Genomic DNA, 23,424 nt, shown 5'->3' with positions numbered 1-23,424 from the left:
GACGTGATCACGCTGGGCGTGGTCAGACGTCGGCGACCTTGCGGCCCTTGTACTCCATGTACAGAGCGGTGCCGGCGCTGTCCTCGACGACCTTCGCGCGGTGCGGGAGGCTGTAGGTGACCTTGCCGTTCTCGATGGTCTTGACCAGCTGGACGGGCGTGGCCTTCCACTGCGAGCGACGGGCGTGGGTGTTGGCGCGTGACTGCTTCCGCTTGGGAACTGCCATGGGCTTCTCTTCTCTGTTGCGGCGCCCTCGCGGGTACCTGGTCTGACGTGGTGGGGTGACGCGGCGGTGTCAGTGCTGCTCGCCGGTGGCGTCGGAGTCGGTGCGACCCGACCCCGATGACGTGCCGTCGGCGGGAGCCGATTCAGCCTGGAACCCTGCGAGGGCCGACCAGCGCGGGTCGACGTCTTCACGGGGTCGGTAGTCGGGGATGTCCTCGACTCGTTCGCCCGTCACCGGGTCGAGTCCAGGGCAGTCCGGTCGACAGACCGGCTGGAAGGGCAGTGACAGGACCACTGCGTCTCTGACCACAGGTTCAAGATCCACGTGATCGTCTTGAACCTGGTAGTCAAAAGCTTCGTCGACATCGTACGCGAAAAGCTCGGCGAAATCGACTTCGATGGGCTGCGACACGGCTTTCAGGCACCGGCTGCACTCGCCGGTCGCGGTCGCCGACACGTGGCCCGACGCGAGGATGCCGTCGTGCAGGCCCTCGAGACGGACGTCGAGCTCGAGGGGCGCCCCGGCCGCGACCGAGATCTGCGCCTCGCCGAGCTTCTCGGGCACCGTCACGTCGATCGAGTGCTCGCGCATCTCGCCCGCTCGGTGCAGCAGGTCGTAGACCGTCAGCGTGTAGGGGGTGGGGGTGAAGTGGGACACGAGGGGAGAGTTTACGCTCCGACCCGGGCCGGCGCCGCCTTCCGCTCCGCCAGCGAGCGGGGCGCGAAGACGGCCCGCAGCCGACGCCCGGGGGACGAGGAGGCGCGGAGGGCGTCCACGACGACGCGGGCGTCCTCGCCCACGGAGGCGGGCGCCCGACCGGCCGCGAACCGTTCGGCGACGAGGGCGGCGAGCACACGGTCGAGGGCGAGCCGCGCCTCCGTGGTCCCGGCGGCCTGGTCGGCCCCCGAGGACGGGCGGGCGGCACCCGGGGAGCCCGGCCCGCCGACCCGGTCGGCGAGCCGCGCGGCGGCCGTGGCGGGGGTCGCCCCGGGCGGCACGTCGATCCCGAGGTCGCGGGCGGTGTCGAGGACCTCGCGCCAGGCGGCCAGCGCGTCGGGCGGGTCGGCGGCCAGGCGGCGACGTCGCCGACCGGCCCGCATCCCGGAGGGCACGACGAGCGCGGCCGCGAGCACGACCAGGGCCAGGAGCCCGGCACCGAGCGGTGCGGCGCCGCCCGAGCCCGCCGCTCCCCCGGCGGTGGCGTCGCCGGACGGGGTCACGGAGGCGCCGGGAGCCGTCGGCCCGGTCGTCTGGTCGACGCCGGGCGGCGGGGTCGGGGTGGCCGAGGCCGCGTCGGACGGTGCCGCGGTCGGCTCGACGCCGGTCTCGCGGAGGAACGACTGCGGGGCGCCGAGGCCCACGGTCGGCTCGAAGGGCACCCAGCCGAGGCCCTGGAACCACAGCTCGGGCCAGGTGTGCAGGTCGTCGCTGCTCACCGACCACGTCTCGGAGTCGCCCGTGCCGGTCAGTGAGCCCGGCAGGAAGCCGACCGCCATCCGGGACGGGATCCCGAGCGTGCGGGCCATGACCGCCATCGCCGAGGCGAAGTGGACGCAGTAGCCGCTCTTGACGTCGAGGAACGACTGCACCATCTCGAGGCCGCTGCCGTCGTACCCCTGCTCGACCGGGGTCTGCTCGGAGTAGGTGAAGTCGCCGTCGCGGAAGTAGTCCTGCAGGGCGACGGCCGCGTCGAACGGGTTGGCCGCGTCCGCGGTCACCTCGGCCGCCAGCGCGGTCACGCTCTCGGGCACGCCGTCGACGGACAGGTACGCGGCCATGTCGTCGCCGGTCTCGCCGAGGGTCGCGACGACCTCGTCGCGCGTCGGCGCGACGGGGCGGCTGCGGACGACGTACTCGAGCCCCTGCGTGCTCTCGCCGTCGCTGCGGACGGTGACGCCCGACTCGTCGACGTAGGTCCAGTCGTCGTCGAGGCCCGTGATCTCCGTCGGCGGCACGGGCAGGGGCAGGTACGGGCTGCGGAGCGCGCCGACGGTGACCCGGGTCTCGACCTGGCGCCGGGTCGTGTCGGGGTCGACGCCGGGTGCCTCCGGCAGCGCGTCGAGGGGCTGGCCCGCGTCGTCGGCCGTCTCGGCCGGGCTCCAGCTGCGACCGGAGAAGTCGACGAGGTCGACGAGCTTGAGGTAGGTGCCGTCGGCGTCCGACGACCGGTACGACAGCACCGTCACCGGCGCGCCCCGTCGGAGGTCGTCGCCGAGGTTCACGATCGGGTTGACCCCGGTGGCGAGGCCCGTGCCCGAGGCCACGCCGGTGAGCGGCGAGACGCCGCCGAGCGGGACGAGGGTCGTGGCCAGCCCGGCGAGGGCGAGCGCGGCCACGCCGCCCACGACCCCGGCGGCCGTGGGCCGTCGGCCCGTGGAGACCATGAGCAGCACCAGGTAGAGCAGCACCGTCAGCACCACCCAGGGCCACCGGGTCTCGGCCGTCGGCACGAATGCCGGCACCGCGAGCACGATGCCCGGGAAGACCCCGGTGAGGCCCGGCATGCGTCCGACGCTCGACACGAGGTCGATGACGACGGCCACGGCGAGCACGGCGACGACGACGGTGCCGAGGATCCCGTCCGAGACCTCGACGGGGGCCGAACCCTCGACGATGGTGAGTGCGGCCTGGTCGCCGAGGTCGCGGAAGCGCTGCAGGGTGGCGCCCGTCGGCACCACGCCGAGCACGGCCGTGCCGCCGGACACGAGCGCGGTGGACACGACCAGGCCCGAGGCGAGGCCGAGGAGCCAGCCCACGAGCGGGGAGGCGCGCAGCGCGCGGAGCAGGAGCGAGACGCCCAGGACGACGGCCGAGACCAGGGCACCGGCCGCCCACCAGCCTGCGCCCTGGAAGAGCGACGACAGGCTGGCGAGGGAGGCGACGAACGTCAGCCAGACGAGCAGGGTCGACCCCCATCGGGCGTCGGTGGGCGCCGCCCGGTCGGCCCCGGCCCGGTCGCCCGCGCGACGATCGGTCGATCGAGGGCCGGTCGGACGGCGCTCGACGACGGCGCGGTCAGTCACGGAGCAGCCCCGCCTCGCGCACGACGTCGCCGACGGCCTCGTCCGAGGACGCCTCGACGACGCGCCAGCCGGTCGACCGGAGGGCGGCGACGACCTCGGCGGGCGGCACGACGCGTGCGCGCTCGGCGTCGCCCCGGGCCGCCTCGGTGAACCCGAGGGGCGGCGACACGACGAGGGCGACCGCGGACGAGCCCACGGCGCGCGATCGCGACAGCGAGTCGAGGTCGAGGGGCGTGAGGGCCGAGACCACTGCGACGACCGGCTCGCGGGCCGCGGGGGGATCCGCCGCGGCCTCGGTCTCGTCGTCGAGGCGCACGTCGGCCAGCGTCTCGAGGAAGGCGCCGGTCGAGTCCGGGTCGTGCCGGGCGACGAGGTCGCCCCGCGGCGACGCGACGACCGCGACCGACCCGGCGTGGCCCCACTCGACGCCCAGGGTCGCGACGACCGAGAGGGCCCACTCGAACGCGTCGCTCGTGGGTCCCTCGGCGGTCGAGGAGGCGTCGGCCCAGCCGTCCGAGCGCGTGGCCACGACGAGCCGCACGCTGGGCAGGCCGTGCTGCTCCTCCTGGCGCACCATGAGCTCGCCGTGCCGCGCGCTGGCCTTCCAGTGCACGCGGCGCATCGGGTCGCCCCGGCGGTACTCCCGCGTGATCGGGTCGTCCTCGCCGCCGGCGAGGCTGTGCTCGCGCTGGCGGGTGGCCCCGTCGCCGAGGGCGCGTGACTCGCGGGCGAGCCCGAGGTCGACGGCCTCGGGCACCACGACGAACTCGGCGACGCCGGGGGCGACCACCCGGCGGCGGGCCACCCCGAAGGCGTCGACGAGGTCGACCTGGAGGGGCCCGACCCGGTGCCGGCCGCGCGGCAGGTCGCCGTGACGGAAGACCGCCGAGGAGGTGCGGCCCGGCACGAGCGAGACCGGCACCGCCCCTGAGCCGGTCGTCCGCCGCCACGGCACCTGCTCGCGGAGGGCGACGTCGTGCCCGCGGCCCCGCGGGGCGATGCCCACGGTCTCGACCACGGACCAGCCGGCGACCCCGCGCGTCGGCGAGAAGCGGCGGCTCACCGCGACGTCGGCGGAGCGGAACAGCAGCGACACCGCCACGACGACGACGAGCGCCACGAGGCTCGCCCCGGCGAAGACGAGCGGCGGCGACTCGACGAGCGAGCCGCCCGCGGCGAGGCCGACGCCCGCCAGGACGACGCCGAGGCCGCGTGCGGTCGGACGAGGTGCTCCCCCGAGGGCCACGGTCAGCGTCGGTCGGCCGCGTCGCCGAGCGGCACGTCGGTCGAGCCCACGACGTCGGCGACGACGTCGTAGGCGGCGGAGACGGCCCCGGCGCCGGCACGCCCGGCGAGGATGATGCGGTGCCCGAGCACGGGCCCGCTCATGGCGTCGACGTCGTCGGGCACGACGAAGCCGCGGCCGTTGAGCGCGGCCCACGACTTGGAGGCCCGCATCAGCTGCAGCGTCGCCCGCGGGCTCGCCCCGAGCCGGACGTCGGGGTGCTGGCGGGTGGCCTGCACGATGCGGACGGCGTAGCGCTCGACGAGCTCGGACGTGTAGACGGTGCGCACCGAGGCGATCATGCGCGTCAGGTCGCGCACGGACAGCAGGGGCTGCAGAACGTCGAGCGGGCTCACGCGCTCGCGTTGCTGGAGCATGCGCAGCTCGCTCGCTGCGTCGGGGTAGCCGAGCGAGATGCGCGCCATGAACCGGTCGCGCTGCGCCTCGGGCAGCGAGTAGGTGCCCTCCATCTCGACCGGGTTCTGCGTCGCGACGACGAGGAACGGGTCGGGCAGGGGGTGCGTGACGCCGTCGACGGTGACCTGGCGCTCCTCCAGGCTCTCGAGCAGGGCCGACTGCGTCTTCGGCGACGCCCGGTTGATCTCGTCGCCGATGACGACGTTCGCGAAGACCGGGCCCGGCTTGAACTCGAAGCCGCCGCGGTCGCGGTCGTAGACGGAGACGCCGGTGATGTCGCTCGGCAGCAGGTCGGGGGTGAACTGGATGCGCGTCACCGTGGCGTCGACCGCCTTGGCGAGCGCCCGGGCGAGCTGGGTCTTGCCGACGCCCGGCACGTCCTCGATGAGCAGGTGCCCCTCGGCGAGGAGGACGGTCATGGCCGTGCTGATCGCGCCGTCCTTGCCGTCGATGACCGTGGCCACCGCCTCCATGACGCTGCGGGCCGCCGCCTGCACCTCGGAGAGGGGCATGACGTCGACGTCGCCGCGGTCGCGGGCCCGGTCGTCGGTGATCGGGTCGCTGCTGGTCGTGGTCATCGGTGCTCCGGGTCGGGTCGGGCGGATCGGTCGGCGAGCCAGGCGGCCACCGCCGCGGGTACGTAGGGCCGCACGTCGCCGCCGAGGGACGAGACCTGCCGCACGAGCGAGCTCGACACGTGGGCGTGGGCGGGGTCGGGCAGGAGGAAGACGGTCTCGACCCCCGCGAGGCTGCGGTTCATGATCGCCATGGGCGTCTCGTAGGCCACGTCGACCTGCGACCGGATGCCCTTGACGAGCACCGACGCGCCGACCTCGGTGCAGTAGTCGACGAGCAGGCCGGCGCTCCAGCTGTGGACCGTCACCGTGGCGGGCAGGTCCGCCTCGCGGAGCGAACGCTCGAGCAACGCGACACGGTCGTCGAGGGGCACCAGGGCCGACTTGTCGGGGTTGTGGACGACCAGCACGTGCACCTCGTCGAAGACGCGGGCGGCCCGGTCGATCACGTCGACGTGACCGAGGGTGACCGGGTCGAACGAGCCCGGTACGACGGCGATCCTGCTCATCCGCTCACCCTAGCCGCTGCTCCCGGACGCCCCCCGCCGTGCCGGGCGAACTCGGAGACGGCGCCGTCGCCGGCTCAGTTCTTGCCGAGGAAGTCGCGGTCGGCGTCGTCGAGCCGACGCACGAGGGCGTCGGCGAGCGCGGGGTGGCCGCTCAGCGTCGGGTCGCCGTCGAGGAGCTCGGCCGCGTGCTCGCGCGCGGTCGTGATGAGGTCGCCGTCGGTCGCCACGCGCAGCAGCCGGAGGGAGGAGCGACCGCCCGACTGGAGGCTGCCGAGCACGTCGCCCTCACGTCGCAGCTCGAGGTCGACCTGCGCCAGCTCGAAGCCGTCGAGCGTCGCGGCGACGGCGTCGACGCGTTCGCGGGCGACCGTCTCGAGGGGGGCGTGCGTGACGAGGAGGCACAGGCCCGGGTGCCCGCCCCGGCCGACCCGGCCGCGCAGCTGGTGCAGCTGCGAGACGCCGAAGCGGTCGGCGTCGAGGACGACCATGGTCGAGGCGTTCGGCACGTCCACGCCCACCTCGATGACCGTCGTCGCGACGAGCACGTCGATCTCGCCGCGCGCGACGCGCTGCATGACGGCGTCCTTCTCGTCGGCCGACATGCGACCGTGCAGGGCCTCGACGCGGAGGCCCGCGAGCACGGGGAGCGTGCGGGTGAGGGCGAGCACCCCTTCGACGCTGGCCCGCTCGGGCGGGACGCCCTGCCCGGGCTCGGCGCCCTGCCCGGGCTCGGCCTCGCCCGCCGCGTCGTCGTCGTCGCCGACCTCGACCGTGACGGCGTCGATCGCGGGGCAGACGACGAAGACCTGGCGGCCCTTCGCGACCTCCTCGGCCGAGCGCTGCCAGACACGGCCCGCCCAGCCGGGGTGGTCGGCGAGCGGCACGACGAACGACTCGATCGGCTGCCGCCCGGCCGGCAGCTCGGTGATGGTCGACACGTCGAGGTCGCCGAAGACGGTCATCGCGACGGTGCGCGGGATCGGCGTCGCCGTCAGCACCAGCACGTGGGGCGGCGTGGCGCCCTTCGCGCGGAGGGCCTCGCGCTGCTCGACGCCGAAGCGGTGCTGCTCGTCGACGACGACGAGGCCGAGGTCGTAGAACCCCACGGCCTCGCTCATCAGCGCGTGCGTGCCGACGACGAGGCGGGCCTGCCCGCTGACGACGGAGAGCAGCGCGCGCTTGCGCTCGGCGGTCGACAGCTGGCCGGTGAGCAACATCGGTCGGAGGCGCGCCGCGAGGTCGGGCCCGAGGGTCGCCACGATCGACCGGAGGTGCTGCGCCGCGAGGACCTCGGTCGGCGCGAGCAGCGCCGACTGCCCTCCGCTCTCGGCGACCGCGAGCATCGCCCGCAGCGCGACGAGCGTCTTGCCCGAGCCGACCTCGCCCTGCACGAGCCGGTTCATCGGCACGTCGCTCTCGAGGTCGCGCGTGATCTCGTCGCCGACGAGCAGCTGGTCGGCCGTCCGGCCGAAGGGCAGGGCCGCGTCGAAGCCCGCGAGCAGGCCGTCGGCGGCCGCCGGGCGCGGGGTCGCCCTCGAGGTGCGGAGCGCGGCCCGGCGCTGCAGCAGGGCGGCCTGCAGCACGAACGCCTCCTGGAAGCGCAGCGCGTCCCGGCCGCGCAGGTGGTCGCGGTCGGCCTCGGGCCGGTGCACGAGCTCGTACGCCTCGCCGAGCGGCACCAGCCCGAGCTCGGCCCGCACCGACGCGGGCACCGGGTCGTCGAGCGGCGGCAGCGTGTCGAGGACGACCTCGACGGAGCGCTGCACCTGCCAGGACGCCACGGAGGCGCTGGCCGGGTAGATCGGGATCGGCTGCCTCGCCCAGGCCTGCGCCGTGGCGTCGCCCACCCCGGCCACCGCCTCGTGCGCGGCGTCGAACAGCTCGTAGTCGGGGTGCGCCAGCTGACGCAGGCCGCGGTAGTCGCCCACCTTGCCCGCGAAGATGCCCCGCGCACCGGGCACGAGGTCCTTGGCGCGCCAGGCCTGGTTGAAGAAGGTGAGCGTGAGGATGCCCTCGCCGTCGCCGATGCGCACCTCGAGGATCGACCCGCGGCGGGCCCGCATGGTCCGCTCGCGCACGTCGAGCACCTGGGCGACGATCGTCACGGCCTCGCCGAGCGGCAGCTTGTCGAGGGCCGTCAGCTCGCCGCGTCGGGCGTAGCGCCGGGGGTAGTGCACCAGCAGGTCGCCCACCGTGCGCACCCCGAACGCCTTCTGCAGGGCCTGGGCCGTCCGGCCGCCGAGCGCGCCGGACAGCGACGCGTCGAGGGGTGAGTCAGGCACCCGACCACGCTACTGCCCGCCGCCGACACCGGAGGCCTGCCGCGCGCCTCCCCCGCCCGGGGTCGTCAGAGGCCGAAGGCGTACCCGCCGGAGGCGCGGGTCGCCGCCGCGAGCGCCGCGCCGTGCCCGTCGTCGTCGACCTCGGTCGCCCGCAGCTGCCGCGCGACCTCCCGTGCCGACCGCTTGCAGAACCCCACGGCCAGGTGACGCTCGTCGTCGGCGCCGGGTCGCGCCTCCTGCAGGGCCGCCGTGGCCCGGGAGAGCACGGCCGTCTGCGCGTAGACGCCGGCCGCGGCCTCGGCGAGGCGCTTCTGGACGAGCTGCTTCTCAGCGATGCCCTTGCCGTGCCGCCGGAGCGCGGCCTCGGCGCGCTCGCGCAGCCGCGCGACCTGCTCGCCCACCGCCGCCGCCGGCCGGGCGAGGCCCGGGTGGACGCCGACCGGGCGCTCGGGCGAGAGGCGCCGCTGCACGCGTCCTGCGACGTACGGCGCGAGGATGCCGATGGCCCGGCCCGGGTCGCCGAGGCGCAGCGAGGCGACGTCGGGCAGCTCCTCGCTGAGCGCCTTGAGGCCGTTGAGGGCGACGAAGGCGCGCATGACGTCGTTCGCCCCCTCGAAGATCGGGAAGATGCGGAAGTCGCGGAGGGCCTTCGAGAGCGGGTGGCCGTCCATGTAGGCCTCTCCGCCGTGCAGCTGCACCGCGCGGTTGAGGGCGAACCACCCGGTGTCGCTCGCGACCACCTTGGTCATGGCCGATTCGAGGGCGAAGTCGGCGTCGCCGCGGTCGACGAGGCCGGTGGTGAGGTACGACATCGACTCGAGCCCGTAGATCTGCTCGGTCATCCAGGCGAGCTTGTCGCCGACCATCTCGAAGTCGGCGAGGGGCCGGCCGAACTGGCGTCGCGCCTCCGTGTGCTCGACCGACAGCTCGAGGAAGCGCTTCATGCCGCCCGCGATCGAGGTGCCCATCGACATGCGGCCGTTGTTGAGGGTGTTCATCGCGATGCGGAAGCCGTCGCCGGGCTCGCCGAGCAGGTTCTCGGCCGACACCCGGACGTCGGTGAAGCGCACCCGCTGCAGGTGGTTGGCCTTCAGCCCGAGCGTCTCGAAGCGCGGTCCGGTGCTCAGCCCCTCGGCGCCCTTCTCGACGATGAGCGCGACGTGGCCGAGGTCGCTCTGGGCGAAGACCGTGAGGACGTCCTTGTCGCCGTTGCCGATCCAGCGCTTCTCGCCGTTCAGCACCCAGCTGCCGTCCGCCTGCCGCTCGGCCCGGGTCTCGAGGGCCCAGGCGTCGCTGCCGACGCCCGGCTCGGTGAGCACGAAGGCGGCGAGCTTGCGGCCGCTCGCGAGGTCGGGCAGCCACCGGGCCTTCTGGTCGTCGGTGCCGTAGAGGTGCAGCGGCTTCGTGCCGATCGACTGGTGCACGCCCATGACCACGGCGAGGGCGCCGTCGACGCGGCCGAACTCCTCCATGACGCGGCAGTAGCCGCTCTGGCCGAGCCCGAGGCCGCCGTACTCCTCCGCGACGAAGAGGCCCGTGAGTCCGCGGTCGCCGAGCTCGCGGATCAGGTCGTCGCCGACCCAGCCCTCGCGCTCGGCCCGCAGCGGGTCGTGGCCGGCGAGCACCTCGCGCACGGAGGCGACGGCCGCGTCGGTGCGGGCGCGCTCGTCGGCGGCGAGGTGCGGGAAGGGCAGGACGAGCTCGGACGCCACCCGTCCGGCGAACATCTGCTTGGTGAACGAGGGCCTCACGGTGCGGTCGACGCTGGTCATCCCGCGATGCTGCCCCGGCGGGCGGGAGCTGCCAACTTCGTTGTGCGGGTCCCACGACGTCGACGGGGCCCGGGTCGGACCGGGTTGTCGGGTTGCTCGAACGGCGCACGCCATGCACCAGGATGGGGGCGTGTCCCGCATCATCTCCGGCTTCGCCGGCAACCTGTCCCTGGCCGTCCCGAGGGCGGGCACCCGCCCGACCAGCGACCGGGTGCGCGAGGCCCTGTTCTCGTCCCTCGACGCGCGCGACGAGATCGCGGGGCGCCGGGTGCTCGACCTCTACGCCGGCACGGGCGGGCTCGGCCTCGAGGCCGCGTCCCGCGGGGCGGCCTCGGTCGTGCTCGTCGACAAGGCGCCGGCGGCGGCCAAGGCGCTGCGGAAGAACGTCGACGCCGTCCTCGCCCGCGCCCCGCGGGGCCGGGCCCCGCGGGTCGACGTCGTCGCCCAGCCGGTGCGCTCGTACCTCGTCGGCAGCGCCGCGCCCGTCGACCTCGTCTTCTTCGACCCGCCCTACGAGCTCTCGGCGGCGGACCTCGGGGCCGACCTCGCCGCCCTGCTGCCGTCGCTCGCTCCCGACGGCCTGGTCGTCGTCGAGCGGGCCGCGCGCGACGGTGAGCCCGCCTGGCCCGCGGGCCTCGGCGTCGACACGTCCAAGAAGTACGGCGACACGACCGTCTGGTACGCCCTGCGCGACTAGCCCCCGAGTCGCCGTCCCCGCCGGAGGCGCGGGTCGGCCCTCAGCCCTGCCGACCGCTCCAGAGGCGGTACGGGTCCCACCCGCCCTCGGCGTCGAGGTCGCGGCCGTCGACGGTGACGCGGGGGGCGCCTCCCGCGGTCTCGCCGGAGGCACGGACGACGCCGATCGGGCGGAACCCGCCGGGCAGCGTCGCCCCGGGCGGGAACGTGGCCAGGAGGCTGTGGTCCTCTCCCCCGCCGAGGGCGGCGCCCGGCTCGTCGCCGAGCGTCGCCGAGTCGAGGTCGAGCACGACGCCGCTGGCCCGGGCGACGCGTCCGGCGTCGAGGGCGAGGCCGTCGCTGAGGTCGAGCATCGCGGTCGCCCCCGCCGTGGCCGCCGCGACGCCGTCGGCGACGGGCGGCGTGGGGGCCAGCTGCCAGCCGACGTCGGCGTCGCGGTCGCGCAGGGCCCGGGCGAGGACCGCGTCGGGCTCCCCGGCGTGGTCGACGCCGAGGCGGAAGAGCAGCTCGAGCCCGCGCGCGGCCCGGCCGAGCGCGCCCGAGACCGCGACGACGTCGCCGGGGCGGGCCCGGTCGCGGCGTACTGGCGGGCGGCCCTCGAGGTCGCCGAACGCGGTCACGGCGATCGTGAAGGCGGCCGAGACCGAGAGGTCGCCGCCCACGACGCCGCAGCCGGGCGCCATGACGGCGCACGCGTCGCGGAGGCCGTCGGCGAGGGCCTCGAGGTCGCCCACGGGCGTGTCGGCCGGCACGGCGAGGGCGACCACGAGGGCCGTCGGCCGGGCACCCATGGCCGCGACGTCGGCGAGGTTCGAGGCGGCGGCCTTCCAGCCCAGGTCGTGCGGCGTCGACCAGGCCCGGCGGAAGTCGGGGCCGTGCACCATGAGGTCGGTCGTCACGACGAAGCGCCCGTCGGGGGCGGCCACGACGGCGGCGTCGTCGCCCGGGCCGAGCTGCGTGTCGAGGCCGCGGGGCAGGCGGGGCAGGATGCGCGCGAGGGTGGCCGTCTCGCCCGCGGAGCCGACGGTGTCGGGCTCGGCGGTCGACCGGACGGCGCCGTGCCCGGTCGCGTCGGGCGAGGTCGTGCCGGGCACGGACGTGGAGGTGGGGTGCATGTGCACGACGGTAGCCTGGACCCGATGTCCAGCCCTGCCCGGCGCCTCCGCCTGCCCCTCCTCGTCGCCCTCGCGGCCCTCCTCGCGCCGGCCGTCGCCGGCTGCACGGCCGCCGTGCCGATGACGGCCGCGGCCGACGCGAACGACCCGGACTGCGCGCAGGTGGTCGTGCACCTGCCCGAGGAGGTCGGGCCCGAGAGCTCGCCCTACGACATCCGCGAGACCGACGCCCAGTCGACGGGGGCCTGGGGCACGCCGACCGCCGTGCTGCTGCGCTGCGGCGTCGAGGCGCCCGCCGTCTCCGACCTGCCGTGCTACCCGATCAACGGCGTCGACTGGCTCGTCGACCAGGCACAGGACGATCCCGACACCTTCGTCTTCACGACCTACGGCCGCACGCCGGCCGTCGAGGTCATCGTGACGGCGGAGGTCGGCAGCACCGTCCTCTTCGACCTCGCCGACGCGGTCGGCTACCTCCCGGGCGACGGCCGCGCCTGCGTCGGCGCGGGCGACCTGCCGGGGGCCGGCACCGACGGCGAGCCGTCCGCGACCCCGACCTCCTGAGCCGACCGCGGCCCCGTCGGTCTAGCGGTCGGTCTCGAGCCCCAGCTCGATCAGCTCGGTGATGAGCTCGGGGTAGCTGAGCCCGCTGGCGAGCCAGCAGGCCGGGAACATCGAGATCGGCGTGAAGCCGGGCATCGTGTTGATCTCGTTGACGACCCAGCCCTCGTCGGTGAGGAAGAAGTCGACGCGGGCCAGGCCCGTGCCGTCGACGGACTCGAAGGCCAGCGCGGCGAGCCGCTGCATCTCGGCGAGCTCGTCGTCGGCGAGGGGCGCCGGGCAGACGAGGCCGGCACCGTCGCCGCCGAGGTACTTCGACTCGAAGTCGTAGAAGCCGTCGGCGCCGAGCACGATCTCGCCCGCGAGGCTGGTGCGCGGGGCTCCGCCGTCGCGGCCGCCGAGCACGGCGCACTCGAGCTCGCGGCCGACCACGCCCGCCTCGACGAGCACCTTGACGTCCTCGGCGAGGCCGACCGCCATGGCGGCGGCGAGCTGCTCGGGCGCGTCGACGCGCGAGACGCCGACGCTGGAGCCGGCGCGGGCCGGCTTGACGAAGAGCGGGAACCCGAGCGACGCCACCTCGGCGGCCACGGCCTCGGGCGACGCGGCCCACTCACGGGCCCGGACCGTCCGCCACGGGGCGACGGCGATGCCGGCCTCCCGCAGCACGGTCTTGGTGAAGTGCTTGTCCATGCCGACGGCCGACGCGAGCAGGCCGGCCCCCACGTACGGCAGGCCCACGAGCTCGAGCAGGCCCTGCACGGTGCCGTCCTCGCCGAAGCGGCCGTGCAGGATCGGGAAGACGACGTCGACCTCGCCGAGCAGGCGCGAGCTGCCGTCGGGCTCCGTCACGGTCAGCTCACGGCTGCCCGCCGTCTCCGGCCAGCGCACGCGCGTGCCGTTGTCGCGCACCTCGGGCAGCTGCTCGGCGTCGAGCGCGAAGAGCGCCGCGTCGTCGGGCTGCAGCGTGACGGCGCCGTCGCGGGTGATGCCCACCGGCACCACCTCGAAGCGGTCGCGGTCGATCGCGCCCAGCACGCCGCTGGCGGTCGCGCAGCTGATCGCGTGCTCGCTCGACCGGCCGCCGAAGAGCAGGACGACGCGGGTGCGGCCGGGGGCGGGGGTGTCGCGGGTCATGGGGACTCCTGGCGTGCGGCGCCGAGGTCGGGATGACCCGGGGAGGCGCGGTGGCGGTCGTGGCGGAGCTCACGGCCCCGGCCCCCGCGGCCTACTCGCCCTGGGGCTCGTCGGTCTCGGTGAGGTGCGGGGCGATGTTCCGGGGGTCCAGCGTACCGGCGAGCACCCCGGCGACCTGCGTCACGATGGGCATGTCGACGCCCCGGGAGGCCGCCAGCTCGAGGATCGGCGCCACCGACGAGAGGCCCTCGGCGGTCTGGTCCATCTGGCGGACGACGTCGCCGAAGGCGTAGCCCTGGCCGAGCAGGCGCCCGGCCGTGTTGTTCCGCGACAGCGGCGACTCGCAGGTGGCGATGAGGTCGCCGAGGCCCGCGAGGCCCGCCAGCGTCTCGGCCTTGGCCCCGAACGAGACCGCGAACGCCGTCATCTCGGCGAGGCCGCGCGTGATGATCGAGGCCTTCGTGTTCTCGCCGTAGCCGACCCCGTCGACGATGCCGACGGCGACCGCGATGAGGTTCTTCAGCACGCCGCCGAACTCGGTGCCGATGACGTCGGTGTTGACGAACGAGCGGAAGTAGGGGTTCGTGGCCGTCGCGGCGACCGCGGTCGCGGTCTCCATGCTGGCCGACGACACGACGGCGGCCGTCGGCTGGCGCTTCGCGATCTCGAGGGCGAGGTTGGGCCCCGACGCCACGGCGATGAGGTCGGGGTCGATCGCGAGCTCCTGCGCGATGACCTCGCTCATGCGGAGGCCCGTGGCCTTCTCGACGCCCTTCATGAGGCTGACGACCGGCACGCCGTGGGGCACGACGTCGCGGATGGCCCGCAGGTTCTCGCGCAGGGTCTGGCTGGGCACCGACACGTAGACCTGCTCGGCGCCCCGGAGGGCGGCGGCGACGTCGGTCGTCGCGACCAGCGTGCGCGGCAGGTTGATGCCGGGCAGGTAGTCGGTGTTGCGCTTGCTCTCGGTGATCTCGCGGGCGACCTCGGGGCGCCGGGCCCAGAGCGTCACGTCGGCGCCGCCCTCGGCGAGCACCTTGGCGAAGGTCGTGCCCCAGCTGCCCGAGCCGAGCACGGCGACGGTGCGCGGGATCGCGTTCCGCAGGACGACGGAGATCGCCTCGGTCGTCACGGCGCCCTCGCCGAGGGCCCCGAGGGCGTCCTCGCGCGTGTCAGATCTGCTCAAAGCGGCCGGTCTCCTTCTGGTTCTTCTCGTGCGGGTCCCACGGGGACGCCGGGGCGGCCTCGCCCCGGAGCTCCTCGAGCAGGTCGGTGATGCCCCGCATGACGAGCGCCGTCGCCTCGGCCCAGGCCGCCTGGTCGAGGTGTCGCCCGCGGAAGGCCGACAGGTCGATCGGGTCGCCGATCGCCACGGTGATGCGCTTGCGCGGGAAGAGGCTGATCTTGGCCGAGTACCGGCCCATGACCTGCTGGCTGCCCCAGTGGGCCATCGGCACGAGCGGCACGCCGGCCTGGACCGCGAGGCGGACGGCCCCGCTCTTGCCCTTCATGGGCCAGAGGTCGGGGTCGCGGGTCAGCGTCCCCTCGGGGTAGATGATGACGCCCCCGCCGCTCGAGGCCAGGGCGCGGCCCGCCGCGAGGGGGTCGCTCGCGTGGGTCCGGCCGCCCCGCTCGACGGGCACGTGGCCCATGGCGTGCATGAGGCGCCCGAAGACGGGGACGCGGAACAACGACGCCTTGGCGAGGAAGCGCGGCACGCGGCCGAGCTGCCACATGGCCCGCGCCACGACGACGGGGTCGATGTTCGTGTAGTGGTTCGGCGCGAGGACGAATGCACCCTCGGCGGGCAGCTTCTCGCCGCCGCGGATGTCGAGCCGCGCGAGCCGGTCGAAGAGCGGGGCGCCCACGGCGGCGACCCCGCGGAAGACCGCGCTCTTCTCCTTGCCGCGGCCGAACCGACCGACCCGTCGTGCGGTCTGCACGACGGGTCGGTCGACGGCCGACGAGGAGGCGCGGGCCGACCCGGTCGTGCCGGCCGCGTCCTGGTCGTGGTCGGCGTCGCTCACCGGTCGGTCAGCCCTGGAAGTCGAAGTCGGCGCCCAGCTTGCGGAGCTTGGCGATGAAGTGCTCGTAGCCGCGGCTGATGATGCCGACGTTGCTGATCTTCGACTCGCCCTCGGCCGTCAACGCCGCGATGAGGTGGCTGAAGCCGCCGCGGAGGTCGGGGACGCGGATGTCGGCACCGTGGAGCTTGGTCGGGCCGGTGATGACCGCGGCCTGCTCGAACTCGCGGCGGGCCACGCGACGGTCGTGGCCGGGCAGGCCGTCCTTGTGGACGACGATCTGCGCGCCCATGTCGTTCAGCGCCTCGGTGAACTGGAAGCGGTTCTCGTAGACCGTCTCGTGGACGATCGAGGTGCCCTCGGCCTGCGTGAGGGCGACGATGAGCGGCTGCTGCCAGTCGGTCATGAAGCCGGGGTGCACGTCGGTCTCGACCACGACGGGCTTGAGCTCGCCGCCGGGGTGGAAGAAGCGGATGCCGTCTTCATGGACGTCGAAGTCGCCGCCGACCTTGCGGAAGACGTTGAGGAACGTCATGAGGTCTTTCTGGTCGGCGCCCTCGACGAAGATGTCGCCGCCCGTGGCGAGCGCGGCCGAGGCCCAGCTCGCGGCCTCGTTGCGGTCGTTGATCGCTCGGTGCGTGTAGCCGCGGAGGCTCTTCACGCCCTCGATGAAGATGACGCGGTTCGGCTCGACGGAGACGACGGCGCCCATCTTCTGCAGGATCGCGATGAGGTCCATGATCTCGGGCTCGATGGCCGCGTTGCGGAGCTCGGTGACGCCGTCGGCCAGCACGGCCGTGAGGAGCACCTGCTCGGTCGCGCCGACGCTCGGGTAGGGCAGCTCGATGTTGGCGCCCTTGAGGCCGTCGGGCGCGGTGAGGTGGATGCCGTTGTACGACTTGTCGACCACGGCGCCGAAGGCACGGAGGGCGTCGAGGTGGAAGTCGATCGGGCGGTCGCCGATGCGGCAGCCGCCGAGGTCGGGGATGAACGCCTCGCCGAGGCGGTGGAGCAGCGGCCCGCAGAACAGGATCGGGATGCGACTCGAGCCCGCATGGGCGTCGATCTCGGCGAAGTGGGCCGACTCGACGTTCGACGGGTCGAGGATCATCTCGCCGCGGGCGGGGTCGGTGATGCGGACGCCGTGCACGGACAGCAGCCCGCGGACGACGTTGACGTCGCTGATGTCGGGGACGTCGCGGAGGATGCTCGGGGTGTCGCCCAGCAGGGCGGCGACCATGGCCTTCGTCGCGAGGTTCTTGGCCCCGCGCACCTCGATGCGACCGATGAGCGGCTTGCCGCCGCGGATGACGATCTCGTCGGATTTCAGGCCCACGCGGGCTCCCGCAGCTGCTGCGTCTTGGACAAGAGAGTTCACTTACTTCACCGGCAATGTCTTCGGGCGCCAGGCGGCGCGGCGGGATTCGAATTCTGTGATGGCGGCCTCGTCGCGGAGGGTCAGCCCGATGTCGTCGAGGCCTTCGAGGAGACGCCACTTAGTGTAGGCATCGACCTCGAACGACACGCTGAGCGCCCCGATCGCGGCGGTCTGCGCCTCGAGGTCGACGACGATCTCGACGCCGGGCTCGGCGTCGATCGCGGCCCAGAGCCGCTCGACGTCGTCCTCGGCCACGACCGCGCTGAGCAGGCCCTGCTTGCCCGAGTTGCCGCGGAAGATGTCGCCGAAGCGCGAGCTCAGCACGACGTCGAAGCCGAAGTCGCGGAGCGCCCAGACGGCGTGCTCGCGGCTCGACCCGGTGCCGAAGTCGGGCCCCGCCACGAGGACGCGTGCGCCCTGGTACTCGGGCCGGTTCAGCACGAAGTCGGGGTCTTGGCGGGCCGAGAAGAACAGGGCGTCCTCGAAGCCGGTCTTGGTGACGCGCTTGAGGAACTCCGCCGGGATGATCTGGTCGGTGTCGACGTTCGACCGCTTCAGGGGGGCGGCCACGCCGGTGACGGTGGTGAACTTCTGCATCAGCGCGCGCCTCCGGACAGCTCGGCCTCGAGGGCGTCGTGGATCGGCGTCCCGCCGGCGGACGACGCGGCCGACGCGCCGCCGGGGAGATCGTCGTGCTCGAGGTCCCACGGGGACGAGAGCGTTCCGCGGACCGCCGTGGCCGCCGCGACCAGCGGCGACACGAGGTGCGTGCGACCGCCCTTGCCCTGGCGACCCTCGAAGTTGCGGTTGCTCGTCGACGCGCAGCGCTCGCCCGGGGCGAGCTGGTCGGGGTTCATGCCGAGGCACATCGAGCAGCCGGCGAAGCGCCACTCGGCCCCGAAGTCGGTGAAGACCTTGTCGAGGCCCTCGGCCTCCGCCTCGAGCCGCACGCGGGCCGAGCCCGGGACGACCATGACGCGGACGCCCTCGGCCTTGGTCTTGCCCTCGACGATCGAGGCGAAGGCCCGCAGGTCTTCGATGCGGCTGTTCGTGCACGAGCCCATGAAGACCGCGTCGACCGGGATCTCCTTCATCGGGGTGCCGGCCGTCAGCGCCATGTACTCGAGGGCCCGCTCGGCGGCGGCGCGCTCGTTCGGGTCGTCGACGGCGGACGGGTCGGGCACCGAGTCGCTGAGCGACACGCCCTGGCCGGGGTTCGTGCCCCAGGTGACGAACGGCTCGAGCGCGTCGGCGTCGAGGAAGACCTCGGCGTCGAAGACGGCGTCGTCGTCGGTGGGGAGGGTCTGCCAGTAGGCGACGGCCTCCTCCCAGTCGGCGCCCGTGGGGGCGTGGTCGCGGCCCTCGAGGTAGTCGAAGGTCGTCTGGTCGGGCGCGACCATGCCCGCGCGGGCGCCGGCCTCGATCGACATGTTGCAGATCGTCATGCGCCCCTCCATCGAGAGGGCGCGGATCGCGCTGCCGCGGTACTCGAGCACGTAGCCCTGGCCGCCGCCGGTGCCGATCTGGGCGATGACCGCGAGGATGATGTCCTTCGCCGTCACACCCGGGCGCAGCGTGCCCTCGACGGTCACCGCCATGGTCTTGAACGGCTTGAGCGGGAGCGTCTGCGTCGCCATGACGTGCTCGACCTCGCTCGTGCCGATGCCGAACGCCATGGCGCCGAAGGCGCCGTGCGTCGAGGTGTGCGAGTCGCCGCAGACGACGGTGATGCCCGGCATGGTCAGGCCGAGCTGCGGGCCCACGACGTGGACGATGCCCTGCTCGGCGTCGCCGAGGGGGTGCAGGCGCACGCCGAACTCGGCCGTGCTGCGGCGCAGCGTCTCGATCTGCGTGCGGCTCGTGAGGTCGGCGATCGGCCGGTCGATGGCGAGCGTCGGCGTGTTGTGGTCCTCCGTCGCGATCGTCAGGTCGGTGCGGCGGAGCGGTCGACCCGCCTGGCGCAGGCCGTCGAAGGCCTGCGGGCTGGTGACCTCGTGCACGAGGTGGAGGTCGATGTAGAGGAGGTCGGGGGCCCCGTCTTCGCCCTTGACGACGACGTGGTCGTCCCACACTTTCTCGGCAAGCGTCCTGCCCACGGGCACGCCCTCTCCAGCATCTCGGTCGGAATGATCGTCGAAGTCTACGCCAGCGCCTCCTGGGCCCCGGCCGACCTGCTGGCGGGGTGCAACCACGCCCGGGGGCCCGCGCATTCCCGCTGCGCGCCCCCGGCCGAGCGCCTCGGGCGAGGGTTCCGAATAGCATGACGGGACCCGCCACGAGCGCGACGGGACCCTCGACGAGGAGGCCGACCCGAGCATGCCCGACGACCTGTCCGGCTGGCAGCCGCCGCGCCCCGACGCCGGGGCCCGCGTGTGGGGCGCCGCCGCGTCGTCGCCGGGCCACGGCGCGCGGGAGGCGCAGGTCGGGCAGCGCGCACCGCAGCCGTCGCCGGGCCCCGCGGTCGACGCCGCGGGGCCCGGCGACCGCGGCCGGCCCGGGCGCTGGCGCCGCGCCTCCGGGGCGGCCCGGCTCGGCTCGGCCTACGTCGGGCTGATCGTGGTCGCGGCGCTCGTCGCGGTCGGCGGGCTCGCCGCGACGCCCCGTTACGGCGAGGGGACGGCCTGGGGCGGCACGACCGTCGACGACCTGCGGCGAGCGCCGGGGGCCACCTCGTGGTCGGTCGACCTCGCCGCCGCGCTCGCCCCGGCCGTGCCGCGCGGCTGCCTGCACCTCTGGCCGTCGGAGGCGGTCGACGGGCTCGTCGCCGTCGGCAGCTCGGTCGACCTCGACGTCGGCTCGCCCGCCGACGGCACGGGGTGCCGCGACGCCGCCGCGGCCGACCCGTCGAGCCGGGTCGCCCTCGTCGACGTGACCGCCGGGCGCGTCGTCTGGGTGCACGACCTCGCGCTCGAGGTCGCGGGCACCGACCCCCTGAGCATCCCGTCGTCGCAGGTCGTGCCGAGCGCGGGGCGCGTGCTCGTGCAGACGCAGACCACGGGGTCGACGGTGCTCGTCGCCCTCGACCTCGCCGAAGGCCGCGTCCTCGAGTCGACGCGCGGGCGGCGCGACCTGCCGTCGGTGAGCGTGGCCACGTCGGGGCGGCTGCAGCTGCGCACGTCGACCGCGCTCGGCGACTCGGGCGGCCGGTACTCGCTCGTCGACGCGGGCGACCTCGACCATCCCGTCTGGGAGGGGCGCGCCGACGTCGGCACGGCGCCGCTGCTGCTGCCCGACGGCCTGGTCGTCGTGAGCCGCGAGCGGGCGCGACGCGTCGACGGCCGCACCGGCCAGGAACGGCCGTTCGGCGCCGCGCCCGACGTCGTCGCCGTCAGCCCGGCCGACCCCGGCACCGTCTACGCCCTCGGCCGGCGCCTCGGCGGCGCCCGCACGGTCTCGGCGCTCGACCGCTCGGGCGAGGCGGCCTGGTCGGCGCCGACCGGCTCCCGGGGCCTCGCCGTGACGCCCCGCTGCGTCGTCACGACGGGCCGGCTCGACACGGCCGCGACCTGCCTCGACCGTCGCGACGGGTCGACGGCGTGGACCACGGACCTCGGCGGCGCCTTCTCGGTCGAGGCCGTCCCCGGCCAGGTGGGCGACGACGTGTACGCCGTCGTGCAGCGCGACGGCGACGCCGCGCTGGCGGCCCTGTCGGGCGACGACGGGCACGTGCGGTTCCGGACCCCGGTGGGGCAGCTCGACACGGTCGTCGCCGCCTCGCGCACGGTCGTCTACCTCGGCACCGACGACGCACGGTCGTTCCCGCGCGGGATCACCGCGTTCGACGCCGCGACCGGGGCCGAGCTGTGGACCTACCGCTCCCCCGGCACGGTGTCGTTCTGGGGCGGCGCTCTCGTCTCGATCGACGACCGGGGCGTGGCCCGCCGGCTCGTCGACGACACGGCCGTGGGGCGGACCTCGTGACCGCGGCCGGCGGTGCCGGGCGCGGCCGCGCGCCGGGGCCCTGGGCGCCCTCGCGGCCCGGGCCGGCAGACGTCGTGTGGGAGCCGGGCCCCGGGGGCCGGACGAGCGGCGCGACCGGCGGGTCGGCCGGTGGCGGGTCCCGGGACGGCGGGTCGGCCGACGGGGCGTCGTCGTCCGACGACCTCGGCTCGGCGGGCCCCGCGCGACCACGCCGGGTCGGGCCGGTCGGCCGGTGGTGGGCCCGCGCCTCCGCGGGTCGTCGGCTGCTCGTCGGCTACGCCCTGGTCGTCGTCGTGGCCCTCGGCGTGACGCTGGCGGTCGTCCCGACGCAGCCCGTCTACGGCGGCTCGAGCCCCTGGAAGGGCGTGTCGGTGGCCGACCTGCGGACCCGCCCCGCCACGGACGGCTGGTCGCTCGACCTCGCCGGTGCCCTCGCGCCCGACGCGCGCCCCGCCTGCCTCCGCTTCCCGAACGAGGTCGTCTCCCCCGGGCGGATCCTCGTCGGCGCCGCCGCGGCCTGGACCTACGGCTTCGCCAACGACGCGGGCTGCGGCAGCGACACCGACGGCATCGGGTCGCGGCTGGCCCTCGTCGACACCGTGCACGGCGAGTCCGTCTGGCTGCACGACCTCACCGCCGACGCCCGGGGCCTCGGCCTCGCCGGCTCGGTGGAGGTCATCTCGGCCGCGCCCGCCGGCGACACCGGGCTCATGCTGGTCCGCGCCGCGGTCGACGACGACGTCGTGATGCTGACCCTCGACGCCGCGACGGGGAGGACCGTCGAGGCCGCCGCCCCGCGCAGCGCCACGACCTCCGACCAGTTCCAGGCGAGCGGCACGACGGTGCTCACCGGTCGCCAGGGCTCGGCGGGCGGCCGCTTCGTCTACGAGGTGCGCGACGTCCGCGACCTCGGGCGGGTCGCCTGGTCGGGGCCGGGCACCACGACGGGCGTCGCCCTCGCCCTCGACGACCGCGCCGTGGTCGCCACCTCCGACGGGACGGTGCAGATCGACCCCGCGAGCGGCGAGGCGACGCCCTGGGGCACCCGGCTCGACGCGCTCGGCGGGTACGTGGTGCGGGGCGGCGACCTCTACTCCCCCACCGGCGACGACGGCGGCTTCACGGCGCGGGGCCCCGACGGCGGCGAGCTCTGGCGGTCGTCGACGTCGGTGCACGGCTCGTGGACCGCGGCGCGGTCCTGCCTCGTCGTCACCGACGTCGCCGCCGACCAGGTCGCCTGCCTCGACTACGCGACCGGCGCCGTCCGGTGGACCAGGTCGGGCGCGGGCGCCACGTCGGTCGAGGGCCTGCCCGGCCAGACCGACGACACGGTCTGGTCGACGACGCCCGGCGGCCCGGCGGACGACCTCGGGGTGCGCGGCCTCGACGGCGCGAGCGGGTCGGTGACCACCCGCCTCGAGCTGCCGAACGGCGCGGCGCTCGTCGCCGCGGGGCGCACCGTGGGCTACGCGCTCGCGTACGGCAGCTCCGGAGGGCGCTCGTCGGTCATCGGCTTCGACCTCGCGACCGGCGAGCGCCTCTGGCGGTACTCGGGGCAGCTGCAGGTCTCCGTCTGGTCGGGCACGCTCGTCGACATCGACGTCGACGGGGTCGCCCACGAGCTGACCGCCCCGGAGGCGCGGGTCGTCGGAGCCTGACCGTCGCCCCGCGACGCCCGGCCCGACCCCGTCGTTCGAACACGCGTTCGATCCGAGCGTAGGCTCTCCCCATGACCCTCCCCTTCACCGCGTCGCTCTTCGACGCCCTCGACGACGACCTCGGCGCCGGCCCTGCGGGGTCGACCCAGCTGCGGCCGATCGGGCCCGCGGTGCAGCACCTCGAGCTCGAGGACGGCGCCTGGCTCGACCTCGTGCCGGGGTGGGCCACGGGGTCGGACGCCCTCTTCGAGCGGCTCGTCACCGAGGTGCCGTGGCAGGCCGACCGCCGCACGATGTACGACCGCGTGGTCGAGGTGCCCCGGCTCGTCTCCTCCTACGGGGCGGGCGACTCCCTGCCCGACCCCGTCCTCGCGACGGCCCGCGACGAGCTCAACGCCTGGTACTCCGGCGAGCGCGGCGCGCCCGACGAGCAGCTCTTCCGCCGGGCGGGCCTCTGCTTCTACCGCACGGGCGACGACAGCATCGCCTGGCACGGCGACCGCGTGGGCTCGGCGCTCGGCCGCGACACGATGGTCGGCATCCTCTCCCTGGGGGCACCGCGAACGCTCGCCGTCCGCTCGCGACGCACCGCGCGCATCCGGCGCTTCCCCCTCGGCCACGGCGACCTGCTCGTCATGGGCGGCAGCTGCCAGCGCACCCACGAGCACGCGATCGCCAAGACGAAGAAGGCGGCCGGGCCGCGCATCTCGGTGCAGTTCCGTCCCGTCTGGCCCGACTGACGCCGAGCCCGCCCGCAGCCGGCCACGGCGCCGGTCGGGCCACGGTGCACCGTCGTCGAGGTCGGCGCTCCTATGCTGAGCGCACACGATCGACGACGAGGTGGA

General features: G+C 75.0%; 20 protein-coding genes. 5 read left to right on the top strand and 15 right to left on the bottom strand.

Features of this window, described 5'->3' with window-relative positions; genetic code table 11:
- Positions 1-22 precede the first annotated feature (22 nt).
- The 8 genes from rpmF to EDF38_RS05040 all read right to left on the bottom strand — a co-directional run bounded on the left by rpmF (position 23) and on the right by EDF38_RS05040 (position 10,089).
- Entirely contained in the window at positions 23-226 is a 204-nt protein-coding gene (rpmF, locus tag EDF38_RS05075) for a 50S ribosomal protein L32 (RefSeq protein ID WP_123354256.1), read from the bottom strand.
- Between the two features lie 69 nt (positions 227-295).
- Positions 296-817 (bottom strand): DUF177 domain-containing protein, encoded by a 522-nt coding sequence (locus tag EDF38_RS05070; RefSeq protein WP_123355036.1) that lies wholly within the window; start codon positions 815-817, stop codon positions 296-298.
- Positions 818-894: 77 nt separating this feature from the next.
- Positions 895-3,249 carry a DUF3488 and transglutaminase-like domain-containing protein gene (locus EDF38_RS05065; RefSeq protein WP_123354255.1) on the bottom strand — a complete coding sequence of 785 codons (2,355 nt, stop codon included), beginning with the start codon at positions 3,247-3,249 and terminating at the stop codon, positions 895-897.
- Entirely contained in the window at positions 3,242-4,495 is a 1,254-nt protein-coding gene (locus EDF38_RS05060) for a DUF58 domain-containing protein (protein WP_123354254.1), read from the bottom strand. Before EDF38_RS05060 ends, EDF38_RS05065 begins: the two co-directional genes overlap by 8 nt.
- 2 nt (positions 4,496-4,497) lie before the next feature.
- On the bottom strand, positions 4,498-5,529 hold the full coding sequence (locus EDF38_RS05055; protein WP_370275535.1) for an AAA family ATPase: 1,032 nt from the start codon (positions 5,527-5,529) through the stop codon (positions 4,498-4,500).
- Positions 5,526-6,035, bottom strand: a complete 510-nt coding sequence (gene coaD, locus EDF38_RS05050; protein WP_123354253.1) for a pantetheine-phosphate adenylyltransferase — start codon at positions 6,033-6,035, stop codon at positions 5,526-5,528. The genes EDF38_RS05055 and coaD overlap by 4 nt, the downstream gene beginning before the upstream one ends.
- Before the next feature lie 74 nt (positions 6,036-6,109).
- Positions 6,110-8,317 carry an ATP-dependent DNA helicase RecG gene (locus tag EDF38_RS05045; RefSeq protein WP_123354252.1) on the bottom strand — a complete coding sequence of 736 codons (2,208 nt, stop codon included), beginning with the start codon at positions 8,315-8,317 and terminating at the stop codon, positions 6,110-6,112.
- Between the two features lie 65 nt (positions 8,318-8,382).
- Positions 8,383-10,089 carry an acyl-CoA dehydrogenase family protein gene (locus EDF38_RS05040; RefSeq protein WP_158613316.1) on the bottom strand — a complete coding sequence of 569 codons (1,707 nt, stop codon included), beginning with the start codon at positions 10,087-10,089 and terminating at the stop codon, positions 8,383-8,385.
- A gap of 130 nt (positions 10,090-10,219) precedes the next feature.
- On the opposite strand from EDF38_RS05040, the gene rsmD reads away from it, so the two are divergent.
- A complete protein-coding gene (gene rsmD, locus EDF38_RS05035; protein ID WP_123354250.1) occupies positions 10,220-10,786 on the top strand; it encodes a 16S rRNA (guanine(966)-N(2))-methyltransferase RsmD in 567 nt (188 codons plus the stop codon).
- 40 nt (positions 10,787-10,826) lie between these two features.
- On the opposite strand, the gene thiL is transcribed toward rsmD, so the two are convergent.
- A complete protein-coding gene (thiL, locus tag EDF38_RS05030; protein WP_123354249.1) occupies positions 10,827-11,900 on the bottom strand; it encodes a thiamine-phosphate kinase in 1,074 nt (357 codons plus the stop codon).
- Between the two features lie 24 nt (positions 11,901-11,924).
- On the opposite strand from thiL, the gene EDF38_RS05025 reads away from it, so the two are divergent.
- Entirely contained in the window at positions 11,925-12,464 is a 540-nt protein-coding gene (locus EDF38_RS05025; protein ID WP_123354248.1) for a DUF3515 family protein, read from the top strand.
- A 21-nt stretch (positions 12,465-12,485) separates the two neighbouring features.
- On the opposite strand, the gene EDF38_RS05020 is transcribed toward EDF38_RS05025, so the two are convergent.
- The 6 genes from EDF38_RS05020 to leuC form a co-directional block, all read right to left on the bottom strand.
- Positions 12,486-13,598: a D-alanine--D-alanine ligase family protein gene (locus tag EDF38_RS05020; protein ID WP_123354247.1), complete on the bottom strand. Its 1,113-nt coding sequence runs from the start codon at positions 13,596-13,598 to the stop codon at positions 12,486-12,488.
- 91 nt (positions 13,599-13,689) lie between these two features.
- Positions 13,690-14,673 (bottom strand): NAD(P)H-dependent glycerol-3-phosphate dehydrogenase, encoded by a 984-nt coding sequence (locus EDF38_RS05015; RefSeq protein ID WP_199734653.1) that lies wholly within the window; start codon positions 14,671-14,673, stop codon positions 13,690-13,692.
- A 97-nt stretch (positions 14,674-14,770) separates the two neighbouring features.
- Positions 14,771-15,625 carry a 1-acyl-sn-glycerol-3-phosphate acyltransferase gene (locus EDF38_RS05010; protein ID WP_233572225.1) on the bottom strand — a complete coding sequence of 285 codons (855 nt, stop codon included), beginning with the start codon at positions 15,623-15,625 and terminating at the stop codon, positions 14,771-14,773.
- Positions 15,626-15,632: 7 nt separating this feature from the next.
- The gene (murA, locus tag EDF38_RS05005; RefSeq protein ID WP_123354246.1) at positions 15,633-17,000 is read right to left on the bottom strand and encodes a UDP-N-acetylglucosamine 1-carboxyvinyltransferase; all 1,368 of its coding nucleotides are present in this window, start codon (positions 16,998-17,000) and stop codon (positions 15,633-15,635) included.
- The gene (gene leuD, locus EDF38_RS05000; protein ID WP_123354245.1) at positions 17,001-17,597 is read right to left on the bottom strand and encodes a 3-isopropylmalate dehydratase small subunit; all 597 of its coding nucleotides are present in this window, start codon (positions 17,595-17,597) and stop codon (positions 17,001-17,003) included.
- On the bottom strand, positions 17,597-19,096 hold the full coding sequence (gene leuC / locus EDF38_RS04995; protein ID WP_233572223.1) for a 3-isopropylmalate dehydratase large subunit: 1,500 nt from the start codon (positions 19,094-19,096) through the stop codon (positions 17,597-17,599). Before leuC ends, leuD begins: the two co-directional genes overlap by 1 nt.
- A gap of 220 nt (positions 19,097-19,316) precedes the next feature.
- Here leuC and EDF38_RS04990 point away from each other — a divergent pair, with 220 nt between their 5' ends.
- The 3 genes from EDF38_RS04990 (at position 19,317) to EDF38_RS04980 (ending at position 23,319) form a co-directional block, all read left to right on the top strand.
- The gene (locus EDF38_RS04990) at positions 19,317-20,921 is read left to right on the top strand and encodes a PQQ-binding-like beta-propeller repeat protein (protein ID WP_123354244.1); all 1,605 of its coding nucleotides are present in this window, start codon (positions 19,317-19,319) and stop codon (positions 20,919-20,921) included.
- A 74-nt stretch (positions 20,922-20,995) separates the two neighbouring features.
- Complete coding sequence (locus tag EDF38_RS04985; RefSeq protein WP_148061452.1) at positions 20,996-22,579, top strand: PQQ-binding-like beta-propeller repeat protein; 1,584 nt, start codon at positions 20,996-20,998, stop codon at positions 22,577-22,579.
- Between the two features lie 71 nt (positions 22,580-22,650).
- Positions 22,651-23,319 (top strand): alpha-ketoglutarate-dependent dioxygenase AlkB, encoded by a 669-nt coding sequence (locus tag EDF38_RS04980; protein WP_123354242.1) that lies wholly within the window; start codon positions 22,651-22,653, stop codon positions 23,317-23,319.
- Positions 23,320-23,424 lie beyond the last annotated feature (105 nt).

The organism is Frigoribacterium sp. PhB160 (genome assembly GCF_003751785.1).
Taxonomy (GTDB): Bacteria; Actinomycetota; Actinomycetes; order Actinomycetales; family Microbacteriaceae; genus Frigoribacterium.
Note: the sequence above shows the minus strand (reverse complement) of the source record. Positions and strands in the feature narration are given on the sequence as shown.

What these genes read in the sequence shown, in the direction of transcription:
- EDF38_RS04990 (WP_123354244.1), top strand. Translation starts at nt 19,317, where the DNA reads ATGCCCGACGACCTGTCCGGCTGGCAGCCGCCGCGCCCCGACGCCGGG.
- EDF38_RS04980 (WP_123354242.1), top strand. Translation starts at nt 22,651, where the DNA reads ATGACCCTCCCCTTCACCGCGTCGCTCTTCGACGCCCTCGACGACGAC.
- EDF38_RS05040 (WP_158613316.1), bottom strand. Translation starts at nt 10,089, where the DNA reads ATGACCAGCGTCGACCGCACCGTGAGGCCCTCGTTCACCAAGCAGATG.
- thiL (WP_123354249.1), bottom strand. Translation starts at nt 11,900, where the DNA reads ATGCACCCCACCTCCACGTCCGTGCCCGGCACGACCTCGCCCGACGCG.
- coaD (WP_123354253.1), bottom strand. Translation starts at nt 6,035, where the DNA reads ATGAGCAGGATCGCCGTCGTACCGGGCTCGTTCGACCCGGTCACCCTC.
- EDF38_RS05055 (WP_370275535.1), bottom strand. Translation starts at nt 5,529, where the DNA reads ATGACCACGACCAGCAGCGACCCGATCACCGACGACCGGGCCCGCGAC.
- leuD (WP_123354245.1), bottom strand. Translation starts at nt 17,597, where the DNA reads ATGCAGAAGTTCACCACCGTCACCGGCGTGGCCGCCCCCCTGAAGCGG.
- EDF38_RS05070 (WP_123355036.1), bottom strand. Translation starts at nt 817, where the DNA reads ATGCGCGAGCACTCGATCGACGTGACGGTGCCCGAGAAGCTCGGCGAG.
- rpmF (WP_123354256.1), bottom strand. Translation starts at nt 226, where the DNA reads ATGGCAGTTCCCAAGCGGAAGCAGTCACGCGCCAACACCCACGCCCGT.
- EDF38_RS05020 (WP_123354247.1), bottom strand. Translation starts at nt 13,598, where the DNA reads ATGACCCGCGACACCCCCGCCCCCGGCCGCACCCGCGTCGTCCTGCTC.
- EDF38_RS05025 (WP_123354248.1), top strand. Translation starts at nt 11,925, where the DNA reads ATGTCCAGCCCTGCCCGGCGCCTCCGCCTGCCCCTCCTCGTCGCCCTC.